Source organism: Acidisoma silvae (assembly GCF_020618775.1).
In the GTDB taxonomy this organism is placed as follows: Bacteria; Pseudomonadota; Alphaproteobacteria; order Acetobacterales; family Acetobacteraceae; genus Acidisoma; species Acidisoma silvae.
On sequence record NZ_JAESVB010000003.1, the window covers coordinates 311,512 to 330,689 of the forward strand.

The following is a 19,178-nucleotide window of genomic DNA, read 5'->3' on the forward strand; positions in this document are numbered from 1 at the left end:
CTTGGGCCGCCTTTTTTGTCAGGCGTGGCGGGTGGAGGAGCGCTCCATCCGAATGCGCTTGAGGTCGGTCGGGTCAGACCACACGCGGCGGGTCACGGCGCGGGCCATCCATATCCCGACCATACGATGCTGTCCGTCGATCAAAGCACGGACCCGGTGCATCTCGTAGGATGACCCCTCATAGGCGATGAGCCTGGGCTTTGCCGGGGCGGTCAGTCTCGCGACGAAACCTTCGACCAAAGACCCGGGCTGGCGTACGACGGATGCGTAGCGCGCGCTCCAGCCGCCGATATGCACGCGCGCATAACCGCTCAGCCGCGCCGGGCGCAGGCTGCGCCCGAGACGCGGGTCACCGGCGATCTGGCCCAGTAGGACCGGATCGCGCAGCGAGCCGTAGAGGAAGATCAGCAAGGCGCCGAAAGTCCTGTGAAGGTAGTGGGGAAGGCTTAGTGGCCAGAGGCGGCGTGCTCGAAATCCGGGGCTTCGATGCCGGAGCTTTCCAGCTGCGTCACCAGGTCAGCCTTCAGACGCTCAAGCCCCTCTTCCGTCTTCGCTTCCGCGCGGGCGACGAGGACGGATTGCGTGTTGGAGGCTCGCAGCAGCCACCAGCCGTCGGCCGTCTTCACGCGCACGCCATCGGTCTCGGACACATCGGCGCCCGCTTCCTTCAGCCGCGCCGCCACTTCGGTGATGACCGCGAACTTACGGACGTCATCGCATTCGAAGCGCAGTTCCGGCGTATTGATGACCTTCGGCAGGGCGTCGTGGATTTCCGCGAGGCTGAGCGGCGAGCGGGCGGTGATGCCCAGCAGGCGGATGGCGGCATACAGGGCGTCGTCGAAGCCGTACCACTTGTCGGCGAAGAAGACATGGCCCGACATTTCGGCGGCCAGCGGCGACCCGGTTTCGGCCATTTTCGCCTTGATCAGGCTGTGGCCGGTCTTCCACATCAGCGGGTTGCCACCGGCTTCCGCGATCTCGTCGAACAGAACCTGACTGGCCTTGACGTCGGAGATGATGGTGGCCCCCGGCAGCGCCTTCAGCACGTCACGTGCGAAGACGACCAGCATCTGGTCACCGAAGAAGACATTGCCGTTACCGTCGACGGCGCCGATGCGATCCGCGTCACCGTCGAAGGCGATGCCGAGATCGGCCTTGGTGCCCTTCACGGCCGCGATCAGCGCTTCCAGGTTCTTCGGCACAGTCGGGTCAGGATGGTGGTTCGGGAAATGGCCGTCGATATCGCCGAACAGGATGGTGTGTTCGCCGGGCAGATGCTTGACCAGCTTTTGCAGGACTTCACCGGCGGCGCCGTTGCCATTGTCCCAGACGACCTTGAGCTTCTGCTCGCCGCCGTCCCAATCCTTCACCAGACGCGCGACATAGTCGTCGGACAGATCGACGGTCTCGTCATGGCCCTGGGTCTCCTCCACCACGTCGCCGGCGGCGGCGAGACGGCCGAGTTCCAGAATGTCTTTTCCGAAGAACGGCTTCTTGCCGATCATCATCTTGAAGCCGTTATATTCGGGCGGGTTGTGGCTGCCCGTCACCATCACCGCGCCATCGGTGCCGCGCGTGAAGGCCGCGAAATAGAGCAGTGGCGTCGGGCCACGCCCGACGCGCAGAACATTGATGCCCGATGCCTTCAGCCCGTCGACCAAAGCCTTTTCCAGCAGCGGCGAGTGGGTGCGGCCGTCATAGCCGACCGCAACCGTCGAGCCGCCCTTGCGCACGATCATGCTGCCGAAGGTGCGGCCGATGGCGAAACCATCGGCCTCGGTCAGGGTCTTACCGACGACGCCGCGAATATCGTATTCGCGCAACGAGGTCGCGTTGAAGGCATGGGTGAATGACATGGGACGTCCTTAAAGCCTGTTAGCCGGTGTATTTCTTGAGGAAGGCGCGCACTTCCGGCGCCAGATCAGGACGCGAGAGGCTGAAGGCAATCTGCGCTTCCAGGAAGCCGACCTTGTCACCGCAGTCGAAACGCTCGCCCTCGAAGCGCAGGCCGTGGAAGGGCGAATGACCGATCATCTTGGCCATGGCATCGGTGAGCTGCACTTCATTGCCGGCGCCGCGTTCCATCTTGGACAGATGGCCGATCACTTCCGGCATCAGGACATAGCGGCCGATGATGGAGAGGTTGGAGGGAGCCACTTCGGGCTTCGGCTTTTCGACGAGGCCCGTGACCTCGACCAGCTTGCCGTCGTCATGGCCGGTTTTGAGGATGCCGTAGCGGTTGGTCTGGTCGCGCGGCACTTCCACCACGGCGACGACGCTGCCTTCGGTTTCCTTATAGGCCTGGGCCAGCTGCGTCATGCAGGGGGTGTCGGACAGAACGAGATCGTCCGGCAGCAGGATCGCGAAAGGGTCGTCGCCGATGAAGGTGCGGGCGCACCAGATGGCGTGGCCGAGACCCATCGGCTCCTGCTGGCGCACGGTGCTGATCGAGCCCGGCTGCAGGCGGTCACGGTGCAGCTGCTCCAGCGCTTCCAGCTTGCCGCGTTCGCGCAGCGTCGCTTCCAATTCGTAGGAGACGTCGAAATGATCAATGAGTGCCGTCTTGCCACGGCCCGAGACCATGCAGAACTGTTCGATGCCGGCCGCGCGGGCTTCGTCGACCGCATATTGAATGAGCGGGCGATCGACAACGGTTAGCATTTCCTTCGGCATGGACTTGGTCGCAGGCAAAAAGCGCGTGCCAAGACCAGCCACGGGAAGCACCGCTTTTTTCAACGGTTTGGCGGACATCAGTTACTCCTAAGCAACAGAGTTTAGGATCGAAGTAGGACGCGATAGCAAATTAGAAAGCAACTGTTAGTCGGTCCAAAAGGATTAGGTTTTTCCCGAACACGCGGCGCTCGCAGCTAATCTAGGGTGTGCCAGGAAAAACCCAAGGTTATCTTCGTGAATTTGCGTCGGCGGCGGCCACAGCGCTGATATTGATGATAGCGCGCGCGGTGGCCGTCGGCACCAGAATATGGATGGGTTTGGCCATGCCGAGCAGCAACGGACCGACCTGAAGCCCGTCGCCCGAGGCCTTGATCAGGTTGAAGGCAATATTGGCCGCGTCCAGCGTCGGGAAGACCAGAAGATTGGCTGTGCCAGTCAGCGTGCTGTCATTGATCGCGCGGGCGCGCGTTGCTTCCGCCAAAGCGGCATCGGCCTGCATTTCGCCATCGACTTCCAGATCCGGCAGACGCTCGCGGATCAGCCCCAGAGCGCGGCGCATCTTGCGGGCGGATTCCGAATTGCTCGATCCGAAGGAGGAATGCGACAGCAAGGCGACCTTTGGCGTCAGCCCGAAGGATGCGACGGCTTCGGCCGCCAGTTCCGTCATCTCGGCGATCTGCTCGTCCGTCGGGTCGAGGTTCATATGCGTGTCGGCGAAGAAGAGCGCGCCTTCCTGCAGGATGACCGCCGTCATGGCGTAGATACGCGACGCCCCGGACCGGCGGGGAATGATGGGAAGGGCGTATTGCAGATGCCGCCACCAATCGCCGTAGCCGCCGCAGATGGCGCCGTCGGCCACGCCCTCGGAGACCATCAGCGAGGCGCAGATGGTGGAATGGCTGCGGACCAGAATTTCCGCCGCATCCGGCCGCACGCCGCGACGTCCGGCAAGGGTTTTGTATTTGGCCAGAAGCGGTGCGAAGACGTCGGTATCGACCGCCGGGTCATAGATGGTCACGGCGCTGTTGAGATCGAGGCGGAGGCCCATCTCGCGCACCTTGCGCTCGATCCCCTCTCGGGAGCCGAGCAGGATCGGGCGGGCGATGCCGTCATCGACCACCGTCTGCACGGCGCGCAGCACGCGCTCGTCCTCGCCCGCGCCATAGACGATGCTGCGCAGGTTCTGCTGGGCGGCCGCGAAGACCGGCCGCATGAGCTGGCCGGAGCGATAGGTGAAGCGCTCCAGCTCGCGCTTGTACTGGGCGAAATCGTCAATCGGAAAGCGTGCCACGCCGCTGGCATGGGCGGCACGGGCGACGGCCGGGGCGATTTCCAGGATCAGGCGCGGGTCGAAGGGCTTGGGGATGATATAGTCAGGCCCGAAGATCGGTGCGGCCCCGCCATAGGCGGCGACCACCGTTTCGCTCGCCTCGATGCGGGCAAGGCCGGCCAAGGCTTCAACCGCCGCCTGCTTCATCTCCTCGTTGATCGTCGTGGCACCGCAGTCGAGCGCGCCGCGAAAGATGAAGGGAAAGCAGAGGACGTTATTGACCTGATTGGGGTAGTCGCTGCGGCCCGTGCCGATAATGGCGTCCGGCCGCACTTCGGCCACGATTTCGGGCAGGATTTCCGGCTCTGGATTGGCAAGCGCCATGATCACCGGGCGGGGCGCGAATTTCGCCAGCCATTCGCGCTTGAGGACGCGCGGCGCGGAGAGGCCGAGGAACAGGTCCGCCCCGTCCAGCACATCTTCCAGGGTGCGGGCCTCGGTATCTTTGGCGTAGCGGGCGAGGTTCGGACCCATATTATTGCGGCCGCGATGCACCACGCCTTCGATATCGGTCAGGAAGACATTCTCGACCTTCAGCCCCATGGTGACGAGCAGATCGACGCAGGCCAGCGCGGCGGCGCCGGCGCCCGAGGTCACAACCTTGATCTCGGCCAGCGTCTTGCCCTGCAGCACGAGGCCGTTGGTGACGGCGGCGGCGACCGTGATGGCGGTGCCGTGCTGATCGTCGTGGAAAACCGGGATATTCATCCGCGCGCGGAGATCGGCTTCGATCTTGAAGCATTCCGGCGCCTTGATGTCTTCGAGATTGATGGCGCCGAAGGTCGGCTCCAGTGCGGCCACCACATCGCAGAAGCGGTCGGGGTCTGCGGCATCGACCTCGATGTCGAAGACGTCGATGCCGGCGAATTTCTTGAAAAGGACGGCCTTGCCTTCCATCACCGGCTTGGAGGCGAGCGCGCCGATATTGCCCAGGCCCAGCACGGCGGTGCCGTTGGAGATGACGCCGACCAGATTGCCGCGCGCGGTATAGAGCTTGGCGTCGTCCGGTTCGGCGACGATGGCCTGGCAGGCGGCGGCGACACCGGGGGAATAGGCGAGCGCCAAATCGCGCTGGGTTGCCATGCGCTTGGTCGGCTCGATGGCGAGCTTACCAGGGCGCGGATAGCGGTGATAGTCGAGTGCGGCTTTACGGAGATTGTCGTCCATTGCTTCCCCCTTATGCGCCGTCGTAGCGCCAGCCTTGGGGCGCTATAAGACCAAGATGAGAGAGCCGATGCAACGTCACTTCCCGGACAAATGTCCGGGAATCAAAGCCTTAAATTTTAGAGAGAGAAGATGGTGCGGTCGAGAAGACTCGAACTTCCACGGGGTTGCCCCCACAAGCACCTCAAGCTTGCGCGTCTACCATTCCGCCACGACCGCATCGTGGGTGCCGGGGTATAGCCAATGATTGAGATCGCAGCAATCGACGATTTGCCATCTGATGCACGCATAGAAGTGGCATCAGATGCGCGTGTGCTGTGGGAGATCGCCGAGGGCCTTACCCCTTATCCGGCGGCTTTAGCGCGGATGGAGGCCAATGTCCGGGCCATTCGCGCCGGAGAAGAGCCGGAGCGGGTCTGGTTCGTGGAACATCCGCCGCTCTACACCGCCGGCAGTTCGGCCAAGCCCGAAGACCTGCAGGCGCCGGATCGCTTCCCCACTTTCCCCGCCGGGCGCGGCGGCCAATGGACCTATCACGGCCCCGGTCAGAGGGTGGCCTATGTCATGCTCGACCTGGACCGCGCCCATGGCAGCGTTCCCGCCCGCGACCTGCGTGCCTATGTGCGGGGGCTGGAGGAATGGCTGATCCGGACGCTGGACCGGTTCAATATCAAGGGTGAGCGGCGGCCCGGCCGGGTCGGCATCTGGATCGCGGATCGGGCAGCCGGCACCGAGGCCAAGATCGGCGCCATCGGCGTGCGCGTGACGCGCTGGGTGACCTGGCACGGCATCTCTCTCAATCTGGAACCGCAGCTTGACCACTTCGAAGGCATTGTTCCTTGCGGCATCCGCGAGTATGGGGTGACAAGCCTTCATGCGCTCGGGATAATCGTCAGCATGGCCGAACTTGATGCGGCCCTGGCGGCGAGTTGGATGGACGTCTTCGGCAGTCCGCTGATAAGGGGCTGACGCAGAGGCCTCGGCTGTTTTAGCGGGGCATGAGTTTAATCGTCTTCGGAAGAAGACGGGCGCTGAGGTTACGGCGAGGGCCGGCCGGTGCCCGTCGCATTGATGGGAACTTGGGATGGCCTCGGCGGCCGAGCAACTTGCGGCAAATTTGAACTTCGGGACCTTTTCCAAGGCAACCGAACTCAAGAAGCGGATCTGGTTCACCCTCGGGGCGTTGATCGTCTTCCGCCTGGGCACCTATATCCCGGTTCCCGGCGTTGATCCGGCGGTCATGAGCCAGCTCATGACCCAAAACGGCGGCGGCATCCTGGGCATGTTCGACATGTTCTCGGGCGGTGCGCTGGGTCGTATGACCGTCTTCGCGCTGAACATCATGCCTTATATCTCTGCCAGCATCATCATTCAGCTGATGTCCTCCGCTATCCCGTCGCTGGAAGCGATGAAGAAGGAAGGCGACAGCGGCCGGCGCCGCTTGAACCAGTATACCCGCTATCTCACCGCCATTATCGCGATCTTCCAGAGCTACGGCATCGCGGTCGGGCTGGAGAGCATGCGTGGCAGTGTCGGCGCCGCCGTCGTCGACCCCGGCATGTTCTTCCGCTTCACCTGCGTCGTGACCCTGGTCGGCGGCACCATGTTCCTGATGTGGATCGGCGAGCAGATCACCGCGCGCGGCATCGGCAACGGATCCTCGCTCATCATCTTCGCCGGCATCGTCGCCAATCTGCCCAGCGCGCTCGTGCACCTACTGGAACTCGGCAAGACCGGCGCGCTGTCGCCCATCTTCGTGCTGGCCTTCATCATCGGCGCCGTCGTCATCATCGGCTTCGTAGTGTTTATGGAGCGTGCGCAGCGCCGCATCATCATCCAATATCCCAAACGCCAGGTCGGTCAGCGAGTCTATGGCGGCGAATCGAGCCATATGCCGCTGAAGATCAACACGGCCGGCGTCATCCCGCCGATCTTCGCCAGTTCCATCCTGCTGATCCCGGCGACCGTCATCGGCTTTGCCCATGCTGGCGGCCATGGCCCTGCCTGGCTGCAATGGCTGGCGGGCTCTCTGGCCCACGGCCAGCCCGTCTATATGATTCTCTATGCCGCGATGATCATCTTCTTCTCCTATTTCTATACGGCGGTGGTGTTTAACCCCGAGGAGACGGCGACCAATCTGAAGAAGCAGGGCGGCTTCATCCCCGGCATTCGCCCGGGCAGCAATACGGCGTCCTATTTCGACCGCATCCTGACCCGCCTCACGACCGTCGGCGCGCTCTATCTCGTCGTCGTCTGCCTGGTGCCCGAATGGCTGATCGGGCATTTCAGCCTGCCCTTCTATTTCGGCGGCACCAGTCTGCTGATTATTGTGTCCGTCACTATGGACACCGTCACGCAAATCCAGTCCCATCTGATCGCGCATCAATACGAAGGCCTGATCAAAAGGGGCCGCGGGCGCGGGAGGGGCCGATGAACATTATTCTTCTCGGGCCGCCGGGCGCCGGCAAAGGCACCCAGGCCAAGGGTCTGCAGAGCCGTCACGGCATCGCCCAGATTTCGACCGGTGACATGCTGCGCGCGGAAGTCGCGGCCGGCAGCGATGTCGGTCTGCGCGCCAAGGCGATCATGGATCAGGGCGGTCTCGTGTCCGACGATATCATCGTCGCCATGCTGGCCAGCCGCATCGAGAAGCCCGACTGCGCCCATGGCTTCATCCTGGATGGTTTTCCCCGCACCGTGCCGCAGGCCGAAGCGCTGGACGTCATGCTGGCGAAGCGCGGCACGCCAATCGATGCCGTCATCGAACTGCGCGTGAATGACGAGGTGCTGATCGAGCGTATCGCTGGCCGCTTCTCCTGCGGGAAATGCGGCGCGAGCTACCATGACGAGTTCAAGCACCCGAAGGTCGAAGGCACCTGCGACATCTGTGGCGCGCATGACTTCATCCGTCGCCCGGACGACAAGCGCGAGGTCGTAACAGCCCGCCTCGAGGCGTACAACCGCCAGACAGCCCCCCTGCTGCCTTATTACGCGGCGCAGGACCGCCTGGTGGTTGTGGACGGTCTGGCCGAGATTGACGAGGTTGCTGGCACGATCGAAGCCGCTTTGGAGACCCTGTCCCAGCACAGAGTCACCCATGCGCTCACGCAAAGTTGATCTACAGCCGTTGACTCTCAGTTAGGGGCGGCGCTATTCCGCACCTCCACCGATCGAGGGCAGGGGTCCTGGTCGGTACTTTTTCTCGGCCATATCCGGGACGACCAGCTGAACGCACCCGAGCGTTCGGCGCTTGAGGAGTGTGAAGCGTGGCGCGTATTGCCGGGGTGAACATCCCGACCAACAAGCGGGTTGTCATCAGTCTGCGTTATATCTACGGCATTGGCCCGACCAACGCCGTCCAAATCTGCGAGCGCTTGGGCATTGCCGCCGATCGCCGGGTTAACCAGCTGTCTGACGACGAAGTCCTCCGCATCCGTGAGCTGATCGACCGGGAATTCCGCGTCGAAGGCGATCTGCGGCGTGAAGTGTCGATGAACATCAAGCGTCTGATGGATCTCGGCTGCTATCGCGGTCTGCGTCATCGTCGTGGCCTCCCGGTTCGCGGCCAGCGCACCCACACCAATGCCCGCACCCGCAAGGGTAAGGCCGTGGCGATCGCCGGTAAGAAGAAGGTGACCCGCTAAGGGGTTTACCCCCAGCGTTTCACCTTGCGTTGGAAATTTTTGCGACGTTTTGGCCGCCCGGTTACGCCGCGGCGGCCACGTCATCAGTGACAGGATTTATCTATGGCGAAGCCCGCCGCTTCTTCTCGCCCGCGTAAAAAAGAGCGCAAGAATATCAGCTCCGGCGTGGCGCATGTTGCCGCGACCTTCAACAACACCGTGGTGACCATCACCGACGCCCAGGGCAATACCATTGCCTGGTCTTCGGCTGGCGCCCAGGGTTTCAAGGGTAGCCGCAAGTCCACCCCGTACGCGGCGCAGATGGCGGCGGAAGACGCGGGCCGCAAGGCGCGCGACCACGGCATGGAGACCCTCGAGATCGAGGTGAGCGGCCCGGGTTCCGGCCGCGAAAGCGCGCTTCGCGCCCTGCAGACCGTCGGCTTCTCGGTCAGCTCCATTCGGGACACGACCGCTGTTCCGCACAATGGTTGCCGCCCGCGTAAGCGCCGCCGCGTCTGACGCGGAGCGTCTGGCCGTCCTGTTGCCGGATTCTGCCGGCCCTCTCCGTCTGATGTGGTGAGGGCCCGGCGCCCGGCTTGTTCTTTTATGAGGCGAACGTGGTATTGCAGAGAAATTGGGAATCGCTGATCAAACCCGAAAAGCTCGAAGTCGAGCCGGGTAACGATCCCTCCTGCGTGGCCACCGTTGTGGCGGAGCCGCTGGAGCGTGGCTTTGGCATGACGCTCGGCAACGCTATCCGCCGCGTCCTGCTGTCGTCTTTGCAGGGTGCCGCTGTGACGGCCGTGCAGATCGACGGCGTGTTGCATGAATTCAGCACGGTTCCCGGCGTCCGCGAGGATGTGACCGACATCGTGCTGAACGTGAAGCAGCTGGCGCTGCGCATGCATGGCGAAGGCCCGAAGCGCATGATGCTGTCGGCCACCGGCCCCGGCGAAGTGCGTGCCGAGCAGATCCAGGCCGGCCACGACATCGAAATCATGAACCCTGACTTGGTCATCTGCACGCTGGACGAAGGCGTGAAGCTGGGCATGGAGTTCACGGTCAATATCGGCAAGGGCTATGTCGCGGCTTCCGCCAATCGTCCGGAAGATGCGCCGATCGGCCTGATCCCGGTCGACTCGATCTATTCGCCGGTGAAGCGCGTGTCCTACAAGGTGGAGCCGACCCGCGTTGGGCAGGTCACCGACTATGACAAGCTTCTGCTGACGGTTGAGACCAACGGCGCCGTGACCCCGGAAGATTCGGTGGCGCTCGCCGCTCGCATCCTGCAGGACCAGCTTCAGCTCTTCATCAACTTCGATGAGCCGCAGCAGCTTCGTCTGGAAGAGCAGCAGGATGACCTGCCGTTCAACCGCAACCTGCTTCGCAAGGTCGACGAGCTCGAGCTTTCGGTCCGTAGCGCCAACTGCTTGAAGAACGACAATATCGTCTATATCGGCGATCTCGTTCAGAAGAGTGAGCAGGAAATGCTGCGCACCCCGAATTTCGGTCGCAAGTCGCTGAACGAAATCAAAGAAGTGCTGACTGCTATGGGTCTCGCGCTGGGCATGAACGTCCAGGGCTGGCCGCCTGAGAATATCGAAGACCTCGCCCGCCGGCTCGAAGAGCCGTTCTGACGTACGGCTTCAAACTTTAACCGCGTTTTGACTAGAAGCACGCACAGGTCAAAGGACTGAAACCATGCGTCATGGCGTTTCCGGGCGTAAGCTCAACGTTACCTCTACCCACCGCGCTGCCATGTTCCGCAACATGGCCGTTGCCCTGATCAAGCACGAGCAGATCACGACGACGCTGCCGAAGGCGAAAGAACTTCGCCCGGTCGCCGAGAAGCTCGTGACCCTTGGCAAGCGCGGCGATCTGCATGCGCGCCGCCAGGCCTATGCCCAGCTGCGCGACGACACCATCGTCACGAAGCTCTTCGAGGCGCTGGCCGGTCGCTACAAGGCGCGTGCCGGTGGCTACACCCGCGTGCTGAAGGCCGGCATCCGCTATGGCGATGCCGCTCCGATGGCGATCATCGAATTCGTCGATCGTGACGTTTCCGCCAAGGGCCAGGACAGCGGCCCCAAGCCGGAAGTGGCGACCGAGGAAGAAGGCTTCGGCGCCGAGGCGTAATCCTCGCCGAAGCGTCTGGTGATAAGAAAGGGCGGACCCCGCGAGGTGTCCGCCCTTTCGCTTTTTAAGTCCGAAGGATTTCGCGTGGCGCGCTCCCCTTCCCCCCCAGGCGATCTGTTTGGCGCACCGGCGCCGGGGCCTGCCCTGGCGGGTTCGGGACGGGCCAGCGCCGCGCGCGGCAAATTGCGGCCTTTGGCCGATCGGTTGCGGCCGGCCACACTCGGTGACGTCACCGGCCAGGATCATTTGCTTGGGCCCCAGGGCACGCTGACGCGGATGCTGGAGCGCGGGTCTCTGTCTTCCCTCATTCTTTGGGGACCGCCCGGCGTTGGCAAGACAACCATCGCGCGCCTCATCGCCGAGCGGGCTGGGCTGGTCTTCTCCCAGATTTCCGCCGTTTTCTCGGGCGTCGCGGATCTTAAGCGCGTCTTCGAGGAAGCGGCGCGGCGCAACCGCACCGGCGACGCCACGCTGCTTTTCGTGGATGAAATCCATCGCTTTAATCGCGCCCAGCAGGATGCCTTCCTGCCTGTGGTCGAGGAAGGGATTGTGACGCTGATCGGTGCGACGACGGAAAACCCGTCTTTCGCGCTGAACGGCGCCCTGCTCTCCCGCTGCCAGGTGCTGGTGCTTAAGCGGCTGGATGATGCAGCCCTTGGCCAATTGCTGGACCGTGCCGAGGCCGAGATCGGCCGCGCTTTGCCGCTGACCGGAGAGGCGCGGGCGACGCTGGCCGCCATGTCGGACGGCGACGGGCGCTATCTGCTCAATATGGCCGAACAGCTCTTCTCGCTGCCGGATGAGACTGAGGCGCTGGATCCGACCGGGCTCGCCGATCTGCTGTCGAAGCGCGCGGCGCTGTACGACAAGGACCGCGAGGAGCACTACAACCTCATTTCCGCGCTGCATAAGGCGATGCGCGGCTCGGACCCCGATGCGGCGCTGTATTGGTTTGCCCGCATGCTGGGCGGCGGCGAAGACCCGCGCTATATCGCCCGCCGCATCCTGCGCTTCGCGGCCGAGGATATCGGCATGGCCGATCCCCAGGCCCTGCTGGTGACGGAGACGGCCTGGACGACCTATGAGCGGCTGGGCAGCCCGGAAGGCGAATTGGCCTTGGCCCAGGCGGTCGTCTATCTGGCAACGGCGCCGAAATCGAACGCGGTCTACAAGGCTTTCGGTGCCGCTAAACGGGCCGCGAAAGCAACCGGTAGTCTGATGCCGCCGGCCCATATCCTCAACGCGCCGACGAAGCTCATGCGGGACCTCGGCTACGGCGAAGACTATGCTTATGACCATGATCAGGAAGAGGCCTTTTCAGGCCGTAACTATTTCCCCGACGGCATGTCGCGGGAGCAATTCTACAATCCGGCGGAACGCGGCTTCGAGCGCGAGATTGCCAAACGTCTGGATTATTGGGCCAAGCTGCGCCTGCAGCGAGAGCGGGAGCGCGGCGAATGAGCACTATTGAAGAACGCATTGTCTCGGACGACGAGGCCGATATCCGGCTGGACCGCTGGTTCCGCCGGCATTTCGCAGGCCTTACTCAGGGGGCCATCGAAAAGCTCTGCCGCACCGGGCAGATCCGGGTCGCTGGCAAGCGGGTTGAGGCCTCGACGCGCCTGCAGCCCGGCCAGGGCGTGCGCATTCCCCCGGCCGCCCTCGCCGCCGCAGACCAGGATGCGCCGCGGCCAGTGCCGGTGGCAGACGCGCGACAGATCAAAGAGCTGGAACGCATGGTGCTCTACCGCGACGACGCGGTGATCGTACTGAACAAGCCGCCAGGCCTGGCGACGCAGGGCGGCGCCGGCATTACCAAGCATCTGGACGGCATGCTGGACGGGCTGCGCTATGGTAGCGAGCATCGTCCGCGCCTCGTGCATCGGCTGGACCGTGACACCTCGGGCGTGCTGCTGCTGGCGCGTTCGCCGGGGATCGCCGCCAAGCTTGCCGCCGCCTTCCGCACCCGGAAGGTGGAGAAGACCTATTGGGCCGTCGTGATGGGCCTGCCGGTGCCGCTGGAAGGCCGGATTGACCGGGCTTTGACGCGCGTGCAGGGCATTGGCGGCGCGCGCAGCGCCATCGCCCATCCCTCAGACCCGGACGCCCAGAAGGCGGTCACGGAATACGAGACACTGGACCATGCCGGTCGCAAGTTCAGCTGGCTCGGCCTTTATCCGCATACCGGCCGTACCCATCAGCTGCGCGTCCATTGCGCCGCCATGGGCCATTCGATCCTGGGCGATATCCCCTATGGCGGGGAATCGGACATGGAGACGATGCTGGGACAGTTGCATCTTCATGCGCGCAAGCTTCACCTGCCCCATCCGGCCGGCGGCACCTTGACCGTGTCCGCCCCCCTGTCCGCGCATATGGAAGAGACGTTCAAGAGGCTCGGTTTCGTCAATCCGGCGCCGGAGCCGACCCGCAGGGTCAAGGGTTAACGGCCAGGAACGACGATCCGGTCCGGAGGCACTACGCCGCCGGTAAGTTTTGCAACCACGCATTCGGCGGCGTCCACCGCCATCTGCGTCATCGACCCTGCGGTGACGCCTGCCATATGTGGCGTCAGAATGACCTTGGGGTGATCGCGGAACGGATGGTCGGCCGGCGGCGGCTCCTGCGTCAGCACGTCCAGCCCGGCCCCGGCGATATGGCCGGACTCCAGCGCCGCCAGCAGGGCATCCTCATCCACCAGGCCGCCGCGCCCGGTATTGACGAGGTAGGCCCCCTTCGGCATCCGGGCCAGCGCAGCCGCGTTGATCATCCTGTCGGTTTCCGGCACCAGGGCGGTGTGGAGCGAGACGATATCGCTCGTCTCCAGCAGCTGCTCCAGGCTGTCCTCGCGCCGCGCATGGACATAGACGGCGGGGTCGGTCTGGCGGGAATAAGCGATGACCTCCATGCCGAAGGCCGCCGCCATGCGGGCCGTGTGCTGGCCGATAGGGCCCATGCCGATAAGGCCGAGGCGCTTGCCATGGGCGTCCGAGGCCCACATGTCGCCCGCCCGCCAGCCGCCTTGCGCAATGACCGGCTGAATGCTGTGGATCTGTTTCAGCAGGTCCAAGGTGAGCGCGATTGTATGTTCGGCGACGGCGCGGGCATTCGCACCCGGCGTGCGGGTAATCAGCATGCCGCGCGCACGGGCAGCGTCGAGATCGACTTCATCAGTGCCGGCGCCATGGCGGGCGATGATGCGCAGATTGGGGGAGGAATCCATCACGGCCGCGGTGATGGCGCCCTGACGGGCGATGATGCCGGCGGCGCCGATCTCCGCCGCGCGGGCGGCAACTGCGCCAGGGCTGGAGAAAGCGGGCATGTAGTGAACGGCCAGACCTGCGGTTTCCAGGAGCGTCACCCCCTCTTGTGCCAGAACGGGAGAGGTGACGAGTACACTGGAAGACGCCATTAGCTATCGCCTGTCTTTCTGTTCGCGTTCGCGTTCGAAATGCCGGTAATACTTGCCTGTGACCAGATCGGTCTGCACGACGACCGCGACATCGGTCGTGTTGAATTGCGGGTCGACGACCGCACCATCGCCGACAAAACCGCCGAGGCGCAGATAGCCCTTGATCAGCGGCGGCAGGCTGACCAGCACCTGCCGGCCATCGATCGCGGCCGGGTCCATCCGCTGCATATCGACATAGCGTTCCGGCAGGGCCTTCATGCGGATATCGGGCGGCGCCAGATGATTGGCGTGGAGATAGGTCAGCTCGGCGGCCAGGGCGTCGACGTCATTGCCCGGCAGGCTGGCGCAGCCGAACATCAGATCGATGTTATGTGTGAAGACATAGGCCGCGATGCCGCGCCACAGCAATTGCATGGCGGCGCGGCCGCGATAGGTGGCATCGACGCAGGAGCGGCCAAGTTCCAGGACGCGGCCGGGAAAGCGCTCGATCAGCGAAATGTCGTATTCGTCTGAGGAGTAAAAGCGGCCGATGGTCTCGGCGGCTTCCCGGCGAATGAGGCGGTAGGTACCCACCACGGCGTCCGGCCCGTCACCCAGGTCATGATCGACGACGAGAAGATGATCGGCGACAGCATCGTAGCGGTCGCTGTCGCGGCCGGTGCGGGCGGCGGTTTCATCAGGATGGGCGCCGAGTTCGTCGTAAAAGACGCGGTAGCGCAGGGCCTGGGCGGCATCCAGTTCCCCTGCGGTGCGGGCGATGCGCAGGCCGAGATTGCCGGCACGCAATTCGCCGATGCCTTCCTCGCGGTTCAGGTCAGGCAGCGGCGGTTCGATCACGCTCACTTAATGCCCACGGTCGGCCCCAGGGCCGTTTGCGAGGCGCGGCGGCGTTTCGGACGCGGCCGTGCCACGGCTGGGCTTGCGCTTCGCCGGGGCCGGCGTTTCCGCCGCCATCGTCTGTTCGGGCAAGCGGCGTCCGAAGAGTTCAAGCCGATGCGAGACAAGATCGAAGCCAAGGCGCTTGGCGATGCCGCGAATGGCGTCTTCCAATTCGGCATCGATGAATTCGATGACACGGCCCGTATCGACATCGACGAGATGATGATGGGGGCCGGGCGTCGTCGGTTCGTACCGCGCGCGTCCGCCGCCGAAATCATGGCGTTCGAGAATACCATTTTCCTCGAACAGGCGCACGGTTCGGTAGACGGTCGCAATCGACATGCGATTGTCGAGGGCGACGGCTCGCCGATACAGTTCTTCTACGTCGGGGTGATCCTCCGCTTCGGAAAGAACACTGGCGATGACGCGGCGCTGCCCCGTCATTTTCAGGCCCTTTTCGATGCACAGGCGCTCGATGCGCGACATCATCGTTGGTTTCCGGTTCTATCCCCGCCGTTCCGGGCGTTACGATCAGCGGCGCTCAGACTGGCATCCTGCCAAGCCCAAGGCCGCCCGGATCGTTATAGGGGGAGCCGCCAGAGGAGGCAAAGCTCAGAGTGGCAGAATGGCGTCAGCCGCCTCGGGTGGAGCGTCCGTTCGCCTTCACGGGCGCGCGGGGCTTGGTGCCGAGGCCGATCTTTTTGGCAAGCGATGACCGCTGGCGCGCATAATTGGGGGCGACCATCGGGTAATCCGGCGGCAGGCCCCAGCGCTCGCGATACTGCTCGGGCTCAAGATTATAGGCCGTCTTCAGATGGCGCTTCAGCATCTTCAGCTTCTTGCCGTCTTCCAGGCAGATGATGTAGTCGCCGAATACGCTCTTTTTCACGGGAACCGCCGGCTGCGGCTTCTCGACCACTTCCGGTGCCGCGCCGACATTGGACAGCGTGCGGAAGACTTCCTGGATGAGTGTGGGCAGGGCTTCGGGTGCTACCGTGTTATGAGACACATGGGCGGACACGATCTGGGCGGTCCAGCCAAGGACACTAAGATTGGCGGCATCGTCAGACATTCATCATTCTCCTGGCCGGATGATAAGGCACGTACGCGACTTGCGCTAAATATTTCCGAGATAAGCGGCCGTATAGGTAGAATTCAAACAATCCAGCGATGTGATGTTGCGTGGGTTTTATAGAGTGCATCGCCGATTCGGGCCTTCTCTACATCGAAATGGCTAATCAGGGCAACAAGGTTAACAGGTCGTCAAGTAAAGCAATATCATGAACGCAAATACAGCCGAGGCGGCATTTCTTGACGTGACCACCGAAACTTGTCCGATGACCTTTGTGAGAACGCGTTTGATGCTTGAACGCTTGGCCGAGGGCTCTCTTCTTCGTGTACGCCTGCGCGGTGCGGAGCCGCGCGACAGCGTGCCGCGCATGGTGGCCGCCCAAGGTCATGCCATTGTCGAATCTATTCCGGACGCAGACCCGGATGTTCTCGAAATCGTCATCTGTCGTGGCCCGAAAGCCTGACTGTGGCTGAGGTTTTTGGGAAGCGCGTCGCTGTCATTCTGCCGCCGCGCGAAGGGTTTGGTCCGCAATCGGCCGGCGCCATCGCCTTGCTGCAAGCGCGGCTGGCGGCATCGGCGGGGGCCGGTTTCACCGTGACGATTGTGGGCGCGCCGCAAAAGGGGGCGATATTTCCTTTGCCGTTTCGCGCGGCGGAGGAGCGCTGGTCGATGTCCAGCCTGTTTGGGGGCGGGGACGCGCGCTATGCCGCAGCGGTTGCGCGGGTGCTGCGCGGACTGTCAGCGGATCTGATCGAAGTTCATAACCGGCCGGATCTGGCCCGGCGCCTCGCGGCCCGGTTTCCTGCGCGCCGCATCGCTTTGTTTTTGCATAACGACCCGCGCGCCATGCGCGGGGCCAAAACAGCAGCGGCGCGCGCCGCCCTGTCGCGAACTCTTGGTGCCGTGGTCTGCGTCTCCCGCTTTTTGTCCGATGCCTGGATGGAGGGATCGGACAGCGGCGTTCCTGTGCCGCGCATCCTGCCGAATAGTCTTGATCTGGCTGCCCTGCCGCCGTCACCGTCTTCTGCCGAGCGGGACCGGGTCATTCTCTTCGCGGGCCGTGTCGTGGCCGATAAGGGCGCCGACAGCTTCGTGCGCGCCTGCGCCGAGGCTTTGCCCCAGCTGCCCGGCTGGCGTGCCGTCATGATCGGGGCGGATCGTTTCCGCCCTGACAGTCCCGAAACGTCTTTTACCGAAAGCCTGCGCGCGGCGGCCGACAAGGCGGGGATCGAGCGCCTGGGCTATCGCGATCATGTGGCCGTCATGGCGGCATTAAGCCGTGCGGCCATCGCCGTGGTGCCCAGCCGCTGGCAGGAGCCCTTCGGCCTCGCAGCGCTGGAAGCCATGGCGGCCGGTGCGGCGCTGGTGTCATCACATCGGGGGGGCCTGGCGGAATTGGCGCTTGGCGCCTCTGTGGCGATCGACCCCGATGATGTATCGGGTATCGCGGCGGCGCTGGTCGGTCTGGCGCGCGATCCGGCCCGGCTCTCTGCCTTGTCACAGGCGGGCCAAGCCAGAGCGCGTGCCTATGATGTGCCGGAGGCTCGCCGCCGGCTTGATGCTTTGAGAATGGAACTGCTGACCTCGTGATGCCGATCAGTCTTCTCCTGCAACGCGCGGCATTGGTCGCGGTTCTGCTCGTCACGCCTTCGCTGCTGAATGCGCGAGCGCTGGCCGATATCTTCTTTTCCGTCACGGCCATCCTGTTCTTGGCCCAGTGCGCGCGGACGCGGCAATGGGCCTGGTTGCGCCAGGGCTGGGTGCCTTTCGCAGGCGCCTGGTGGATCTGGGAGATGATCTGCTCCCTGCCCTTGCCGCATCCCTTCCATGGCACCTGGCCCAACTTCGTCCAGGCGCTGGTCATGCTGCGCTACGGCGTTTTCGCTGCCGCGCTGGAGAACTGGGTGCTGCGCGACCCGCGCCCGCGCCTCTGGCTACGCTGGGTGGTGCAGGCGGTCGCGGCCTATATCTGTGCCGGCGTGCTGTATCAGTACGCTTTTGGGAAGAACTTCTATGGCTATGGCCGCTGGGCTGACGGCGAGCTGACCGGCCCCTTCTACAAGCCGCGCGCCGCCCCCGAACTGGTGCGGATCCTGTTTCCGGCCGTGCTGCCGCCGGTCATGGCCCTGATTTCGCGCAAATCCTTCTGGTATCGCGCGGCGGGCGTTCTGCTGGCCGCCGTCGGGATCGCCTGCATGGTGCTGATCAGCCAGCGCATGCCGGTGCTGCTGACCATCCTGGGCCTGGCTGTGGCAGCGCTCTTCCTACCCAAGCTGCGGCCGGTCGCGATCGGCCTTGTTGTCGTGGGCGGTCTGGTCATCGCCGCCTCCCCCGTCATTTCGCCCCATACCTATTACCGGCTGGTCGAGAAGTTCTCGACGCAGATGGATCATTTCCGCCCCAGCCCGTATGGCCTGCTGCTGCGCCGCGCGGATGAGATCACCGAGCAGAACCCTATTGTCGGTCGTGGTTTCAACGGGTTCCGCGACGGTTGCCCAGATATGCGCTACTGGGTCGGCTGGACGCATCAGCCCGGCGACATCGGCGGCGGTCTGCCGACCTGCAAACAGCATCCGCATAATTTCTATCTCCAGGCGGCGACGGATGGCGGCTATCCCGGCCTGATTCTGTTCTCGCTCATGGTCATCGCCTGGCTGCGCGATATGGCGCGCGGCCTGTGGCGCAGGCCGGACGCCGTGCGTGTCGGCCTGTTCGCGGCGGCCTTCATCCATCTCTGGCCGATTGCCTCGACCAGCGCTTTCCTCAGCCTGCCCGTCAGCGGCTATTTCTTCGTCGTGCTCGGCTGGGGCCTCGCGGAAGCGCGATGGCGCCAGCCCTCGCCTGCAGTGGCAGCAGAGCCGAGCCCTCGCCCCGCAGGGTGAGAGGACCTAT

At 63.9% G+C, this 19,178-nt stretch carries 20 protein-coding genes and 1 tRNA gene; 12 read left to right on the plus strand and 9 right to left on the minus strand.

What is annotated here, in order from left to right; genetic code table 11:
* Window positions 1-18: 18 nt before the first annotated feature.
* The 5 genes from ASILVAE211_RS09485 to ASILVAE211_RS09505 all read right to left on the minus strand — a co-directional run bounded on the left by ASILVAE211_RS09485 (window position 19) and on the right by ASILVAE211_RS09505 (window position 5,386).
* Window positions 19-411, minus strand: a complete 393-nt coding sequence (locus tag ASILVAE211_RS09485; protein WP_227321059.1) for a gamma-glutamylcyclotransferase family protein — start codon at window positions 409-411, stop codon at window positions 19-21.
* 35 nt (window positions 412-446) lie between these two features.
* The gene (gene pgmG / locus ASILVAE211_RS09490) at window positions 447-1,856 is read right to left on the minus strand and encodes a phosphoglucomutase/phosphomannomutase PgmG (RefSeq protein WP_227321060.1); all 1,410 of its coding nucleotides are present in this window, start codon (window positions 1,854-1,856) and stop codon (window positions 447-449) included.
* A 19-nt stretch (window positions 1,857-1,875) separates the two neighbouring features.
* A complete protein-coding gene (gene galU / locus ASILVAE211_RS09495; RefSeq protein ID WP_227321061.1) occupies window positions 1,876-2,751 on the minus strand; it encodes a UTP--glucose-1-phosphate uridylyltransferase GalU in 876 nt (291 codons plus the stop codon).
* A 148-nt stretch (window positions 2,752-2,899) separates the two neighbouring features.
* Window positions 2,900-5,170 carry an NADP-dependent malic enzyme gene (locus tag ASILVAE211_RS09500; RefSeq protein ID WP_227321062.1) on the minus strand — a complete coding sequence of 757 codons (2,271 nt, stop codon included), beginning with the start codon at window positions 5,168-5,170 and terminating at the stop codon, window positions 2,900-2,902.
* A gap of 130 nt (window positions 5,171-5,300) precedes the next feature.
* Window positions 5,301-5,386 (minus strand) — tRNA-Leu (locus ASILVAE211_RS09505).
* A gap of 24 nt (window positions 5,387-5,410) precedes the next feature.
* Between ASILVAE211_RS09505 and lipB the strand changes: the two genes are divergently transcribed.
* From lipB to ASILVAE211_RS09550, 9 genes are all read left to right on the plus strand, one after another.
* Complete coding sequence (lipB, locus tag ASILVAE211_RS09510; RefSeq protein ID WP_227321063.1) at window positions 5,411-6,136, plus strand: lipoyl(octanoyl) transferase LipB; 726 nt, start codon at window positions 5,411-5,413, stop codon at window positions 6,134-6,136.
* Between the two features lie 115 nt (window positions 6,137-6,251).
* Window positions 6,252-7,601, plus strand: a complete 1,350-nt coding sequence (secY, locus tag ASILVAE211_RS09515) for a preprotein translocase subunit SecY (RefSeq protein ID WP_227321064.1) — start codon at window positions 6,252-6,254, stop codon at window positions 7,599-7,601.
* The gene (locus ASILVAE211_RS09520) at window positions 7,598-8,284 is read left to right on the plus strand and encodes an adenylate kinase (protein WP_227321065.1); all 687 of its coding nucleotides are present in this window, start codon (window positions 7,598-7,600) and stop codon (window positions 8,282-8,284) included. The genes secY and ASILVAE211_RS09520 overlap by 4 nt, the downstream gene beginning before the upstream one ends.
* 149 nt (window positions 8,285-8,433) lie before the next feature.
* Window positions 8,434-8,811: a 30S ribosomal protein S13 gene (gene rpsM, locus ASILVAE211_RS09525; RefSeq protein ID WP_227307584.1), complete on the plus strand. Its 378-nt coding sequence runs from the start codon at window positions 8,434-8,436 to the stop codon at window positions 8,809-8,811.
* Between the two features lie 102 nt (window positions 8,812-8,913).
* A complete protein-coding gene (gene rpsK / locus ASILVAE211_RS09530) occupies window positions 8,914-9,309 on the plus strand; it encodes a 30S ribosomal protein S11 (RefSeq protein WP_227307583.1) in 396 nt (131 codons plus the stop codon).
* Window positions 9,310-9,407: 98 nt separating this feature from the next.
* Window positions 9,408-10,427 (plus strand): DNA-directed RNA polymerase subunit alpha, encoded by a 1,020-nt coding sequence (locus ASILVAE211_RS09535; protein WP_227321279.1) that lies wholly within the window; start codon window positions 9,408-9,410, stop codon window positions 10,425-10,427.
* Window positions 10,428-10,491: 64 nt separating this feature from the next.
* Window positions 10,492-10,926, plus strand: coding sequence for a 50S ribosomal protein L17 (rplQ, locus tag ASILVAE211_RS09540; RefSeq protein WP_227321066.1), 435 nt, complete (start codon window positions 10,492-10,494; stop codon window positions 10,924-10,926).
* An 84-nt stretch (window positions 10,927-11,010) separates the two neighbouring features.
* On the plus strand, window positions 11,011-12,387 hold the full coding sequence (locus tag ASILVAE211_RS09545; protein WP_406566037.1) for a replication-associated recombination protein A: 1,377 nt from the start codon (window positions 11,011-11,013) through the stop codon (window positions 12,385-12,387).
* On the plus strand, window positions 12,384-13,370 hold the full coding sequence (locus ASILVAE211_RS09550; protein WP_227321067.1) for an RluA family pseudouridine synthase: 987 nt from the start codon (window positions 12,384-12,386) through the stop codon (window positions 13,368-13,370). The genes ASILVAE211_RS09545 and ASILVAE211_RS09550 overlap by 4 nt, the downstream gene beginning before the upstream one ends.
* Here ASILVAE211_RS09550 and ASILVAE211_RS09555 read toward each other — a convergent pair.
* The 4 genes from ASILVAE211_RS09555 to ASILVAE211_RS09570 form a co-directional block, all read right to left on the minus strand.
* Entirely contained in the window at window positions 13,367-14,335 is a 969-nt protein-coding gene (locus tag ASILVAE211_RS09555) for a hydroxyacid dehydrogenase (protein ID WP_227321068.1), read from the minus strand. The two genes, ASILVAE211_RS09550 and ASILVAE211_RS09555, sit on opposite strands and share 4 nt — an antisense overlap.
* Window positions 14,336-14,338: 3 nt before the next feature.
* Window positions 14,339-15,178 carry a GNAT family N-acetyltransferase gene (locus ASILVAE211_RS09560; protein ID WP_227321069.1) on the minus strand — a complete coding sequence of 280 codons (840 nt, stop codon included), beginning with the start codon at window positions 15,176-15,178 and terminating at the stop codon, window positions 14,339-14,341.
* The gene (locus tag ASILVAE211_RS09565) at window positions 15,179-15,703 is read right to left on the minus strand and encodes a Fur family transcriptional regulator (RefSeq protein ID WP_227321070.1); all 525 of its coding nucleotides are present in this window, start codon (window positions 15,701-15,703) and stop codon (window positions 15,179-15,181) included.
* Window positions 15,704-15,845: 142 nt separating this feature from the next.
* Window positions 15,846-16,286, minus strand: a complete 441-nt coding sequence (locus ASILVAE211_RS09570; protein WP_227321071.1) for a MucR family transcriptional regulator — start codon at window positions 16,284-16,286, stop codon at window positions 15,846-15,848.
* A 208-nt stretch (window positions 16,287-16,494) separates the two neighbouring features.
* Here ASILVAE211_RS09570 and ASILVAE211_RS09575 point away from each other — a divergent pair, with 208 nt between their 5' ends.
* Genes ASILVAE211_RS09575 through ASILVAE211_RS09585 form a run of 3 tightly spaced genes read left to right on the plus strand, consistent with a single transcriptional unit; the run spans window position 16,495 to window position 19,168 of the window.
* The gene (locus tag ASILVAE211_RS09575) at window positions 16,495-16,749 is read left to right on the plus strand and encodes a sulfurtransferase TusA family protein (RefSeq protein ID WP_227321072.1); all 255 of its coding nucleotides are present in this window, start codon (window positions 16,495-16,497) and stop codon (window positions 16,747-16,749) included.
* A gap of 2 nt (window positions 16,750-16,751) precedes the next feature.
* Complete coding sequence (locus ASILVAE211_RS09580; protein ID WP_227321073.1) at window positions 16,752-17,876, plus strand: glycosyltransferase family 4 protein; 1,125 nt, start codon at window positions 16,752-16,754, stop codon at window positions 17,874-17,876.
* Window positions 17,876-19,168, plus strand: a complete 1,293-nt coding sequence (locus ASILVAE211_RS09585; protein WP_227321281.1) for an O-antigen ligase family protein — start codon at window positions 17,876-17,878, stop codon at window positions 19,166-19,168. The genes ASILVAE211_RS09580 and ASILVAE211_RS09585 overlap by 1 nt, the downstream gene beginning before the upstream one ends.
* Window positions 19,169-19,178: the final 10 nt, after the last annotated feature.

Excerpts from the sequence above, each read along its gene's own strand:
- secY (WP_227321064.1), top strand. The coding sequence starts at position 6,252 with ATGGCCTCGGCGGCCGAGCAACTTGCGGCAAATTTGAACTTCGGGACC.
- ASILVAE211_RS09555 (WP_227321068.1), bottom strand. The coding sequence starts at position 14,335 with ATGGCGTCTTCCAGTGTACTCGTCACCTCTCCCGTTCTGGCACAAGAG.
- rpsK (WP_227307583.1), top strand. The coding sequence starts at position 8,914 with ATGGCGAAGCCCGCCGCTTCTTCTCGCCCGCGTAAAAAAGAGCGCAAG.
- ASILVAE211_RS09575 (WP_227321072.1), top strand. The coding sequence starts at position 16,495 with ATGAACGCAAATACAGCCGAGGCGGCATTTCTTGACGTGACCACCGAA.
- galU (WP_227321061.1), bottom strand. The coding sequence starts at position 2,751 with ATGTCCGCCAAACCGTTGAAAAAAGCGGTGCTTCCCGTGGCTGGTCTT.
- pgmG (WP_227321060.1), bottom strand. The coding sequence starts at position 1,856 with ATGTCATTCACCCATGCCTTCAACGCGACCTCGTTGCGCGAATACGAT.
- ASILVAE211_RS09585 (WP_227321281.1), top strand. The coding sequence starts at position 17,876 with ATGCCGATCAGTCTTCTCCTGCAACGCGCGGCATTGGTCGCGGTTCTG.
- ASILVAE211_RS09570 (WP_227321071.1), bottom strand. The coding sequence starts at position 16,286 with ATGTCTGACGATGCCGCCAATCTTAGTGTCCTTGGCTGGACCGCCCAG.
- ASILVAE211_RS09550 (WP_227321067.1), top strand. The coding sequence starts at position 12,384 with ATGAGCACTATTGAAGAACGCATTGTCTCGGACGACGAGGCCGATATC.
- lipB (WP_227321063.1), top strand. The coding sequence starts at position 5,411 with ATGATTGAGATCGCAGCAATCGACGATTTGCCATCTGATGCACGCATA.
- rplQ (WP_227321066.1), top strand. The coding sequence starts at position 10,492 with ATGCGTCATGGCGTTTCCGGGCGTAAGCTCAACGTTACCTCTACCCAC.
- ASILVAE211_RS09565 (WP_227321070.1), bottom strand. The coding sequence starts at position 15,703 with ATGATGTCGCGCATCGAGCGCCTGTGCATCGAAAAGGGCCTGAAAATG.
- ASILVAE211_RS09520 (WP_227321065.1), top strand. The coding sequence starts at position 7,598 with ATGAACATTATTCTTCTCGGGCCGCCGGGCGCCGGCAAAGGCACCCAG.
- ASILVAE211_RS09500 (WP_227321062.1), bottom strand. The coding sequence starts at position 5,170 with ATGGACGACAATCTCCGTAAAGCCGCACTCGACTATCACCGCTATCCG.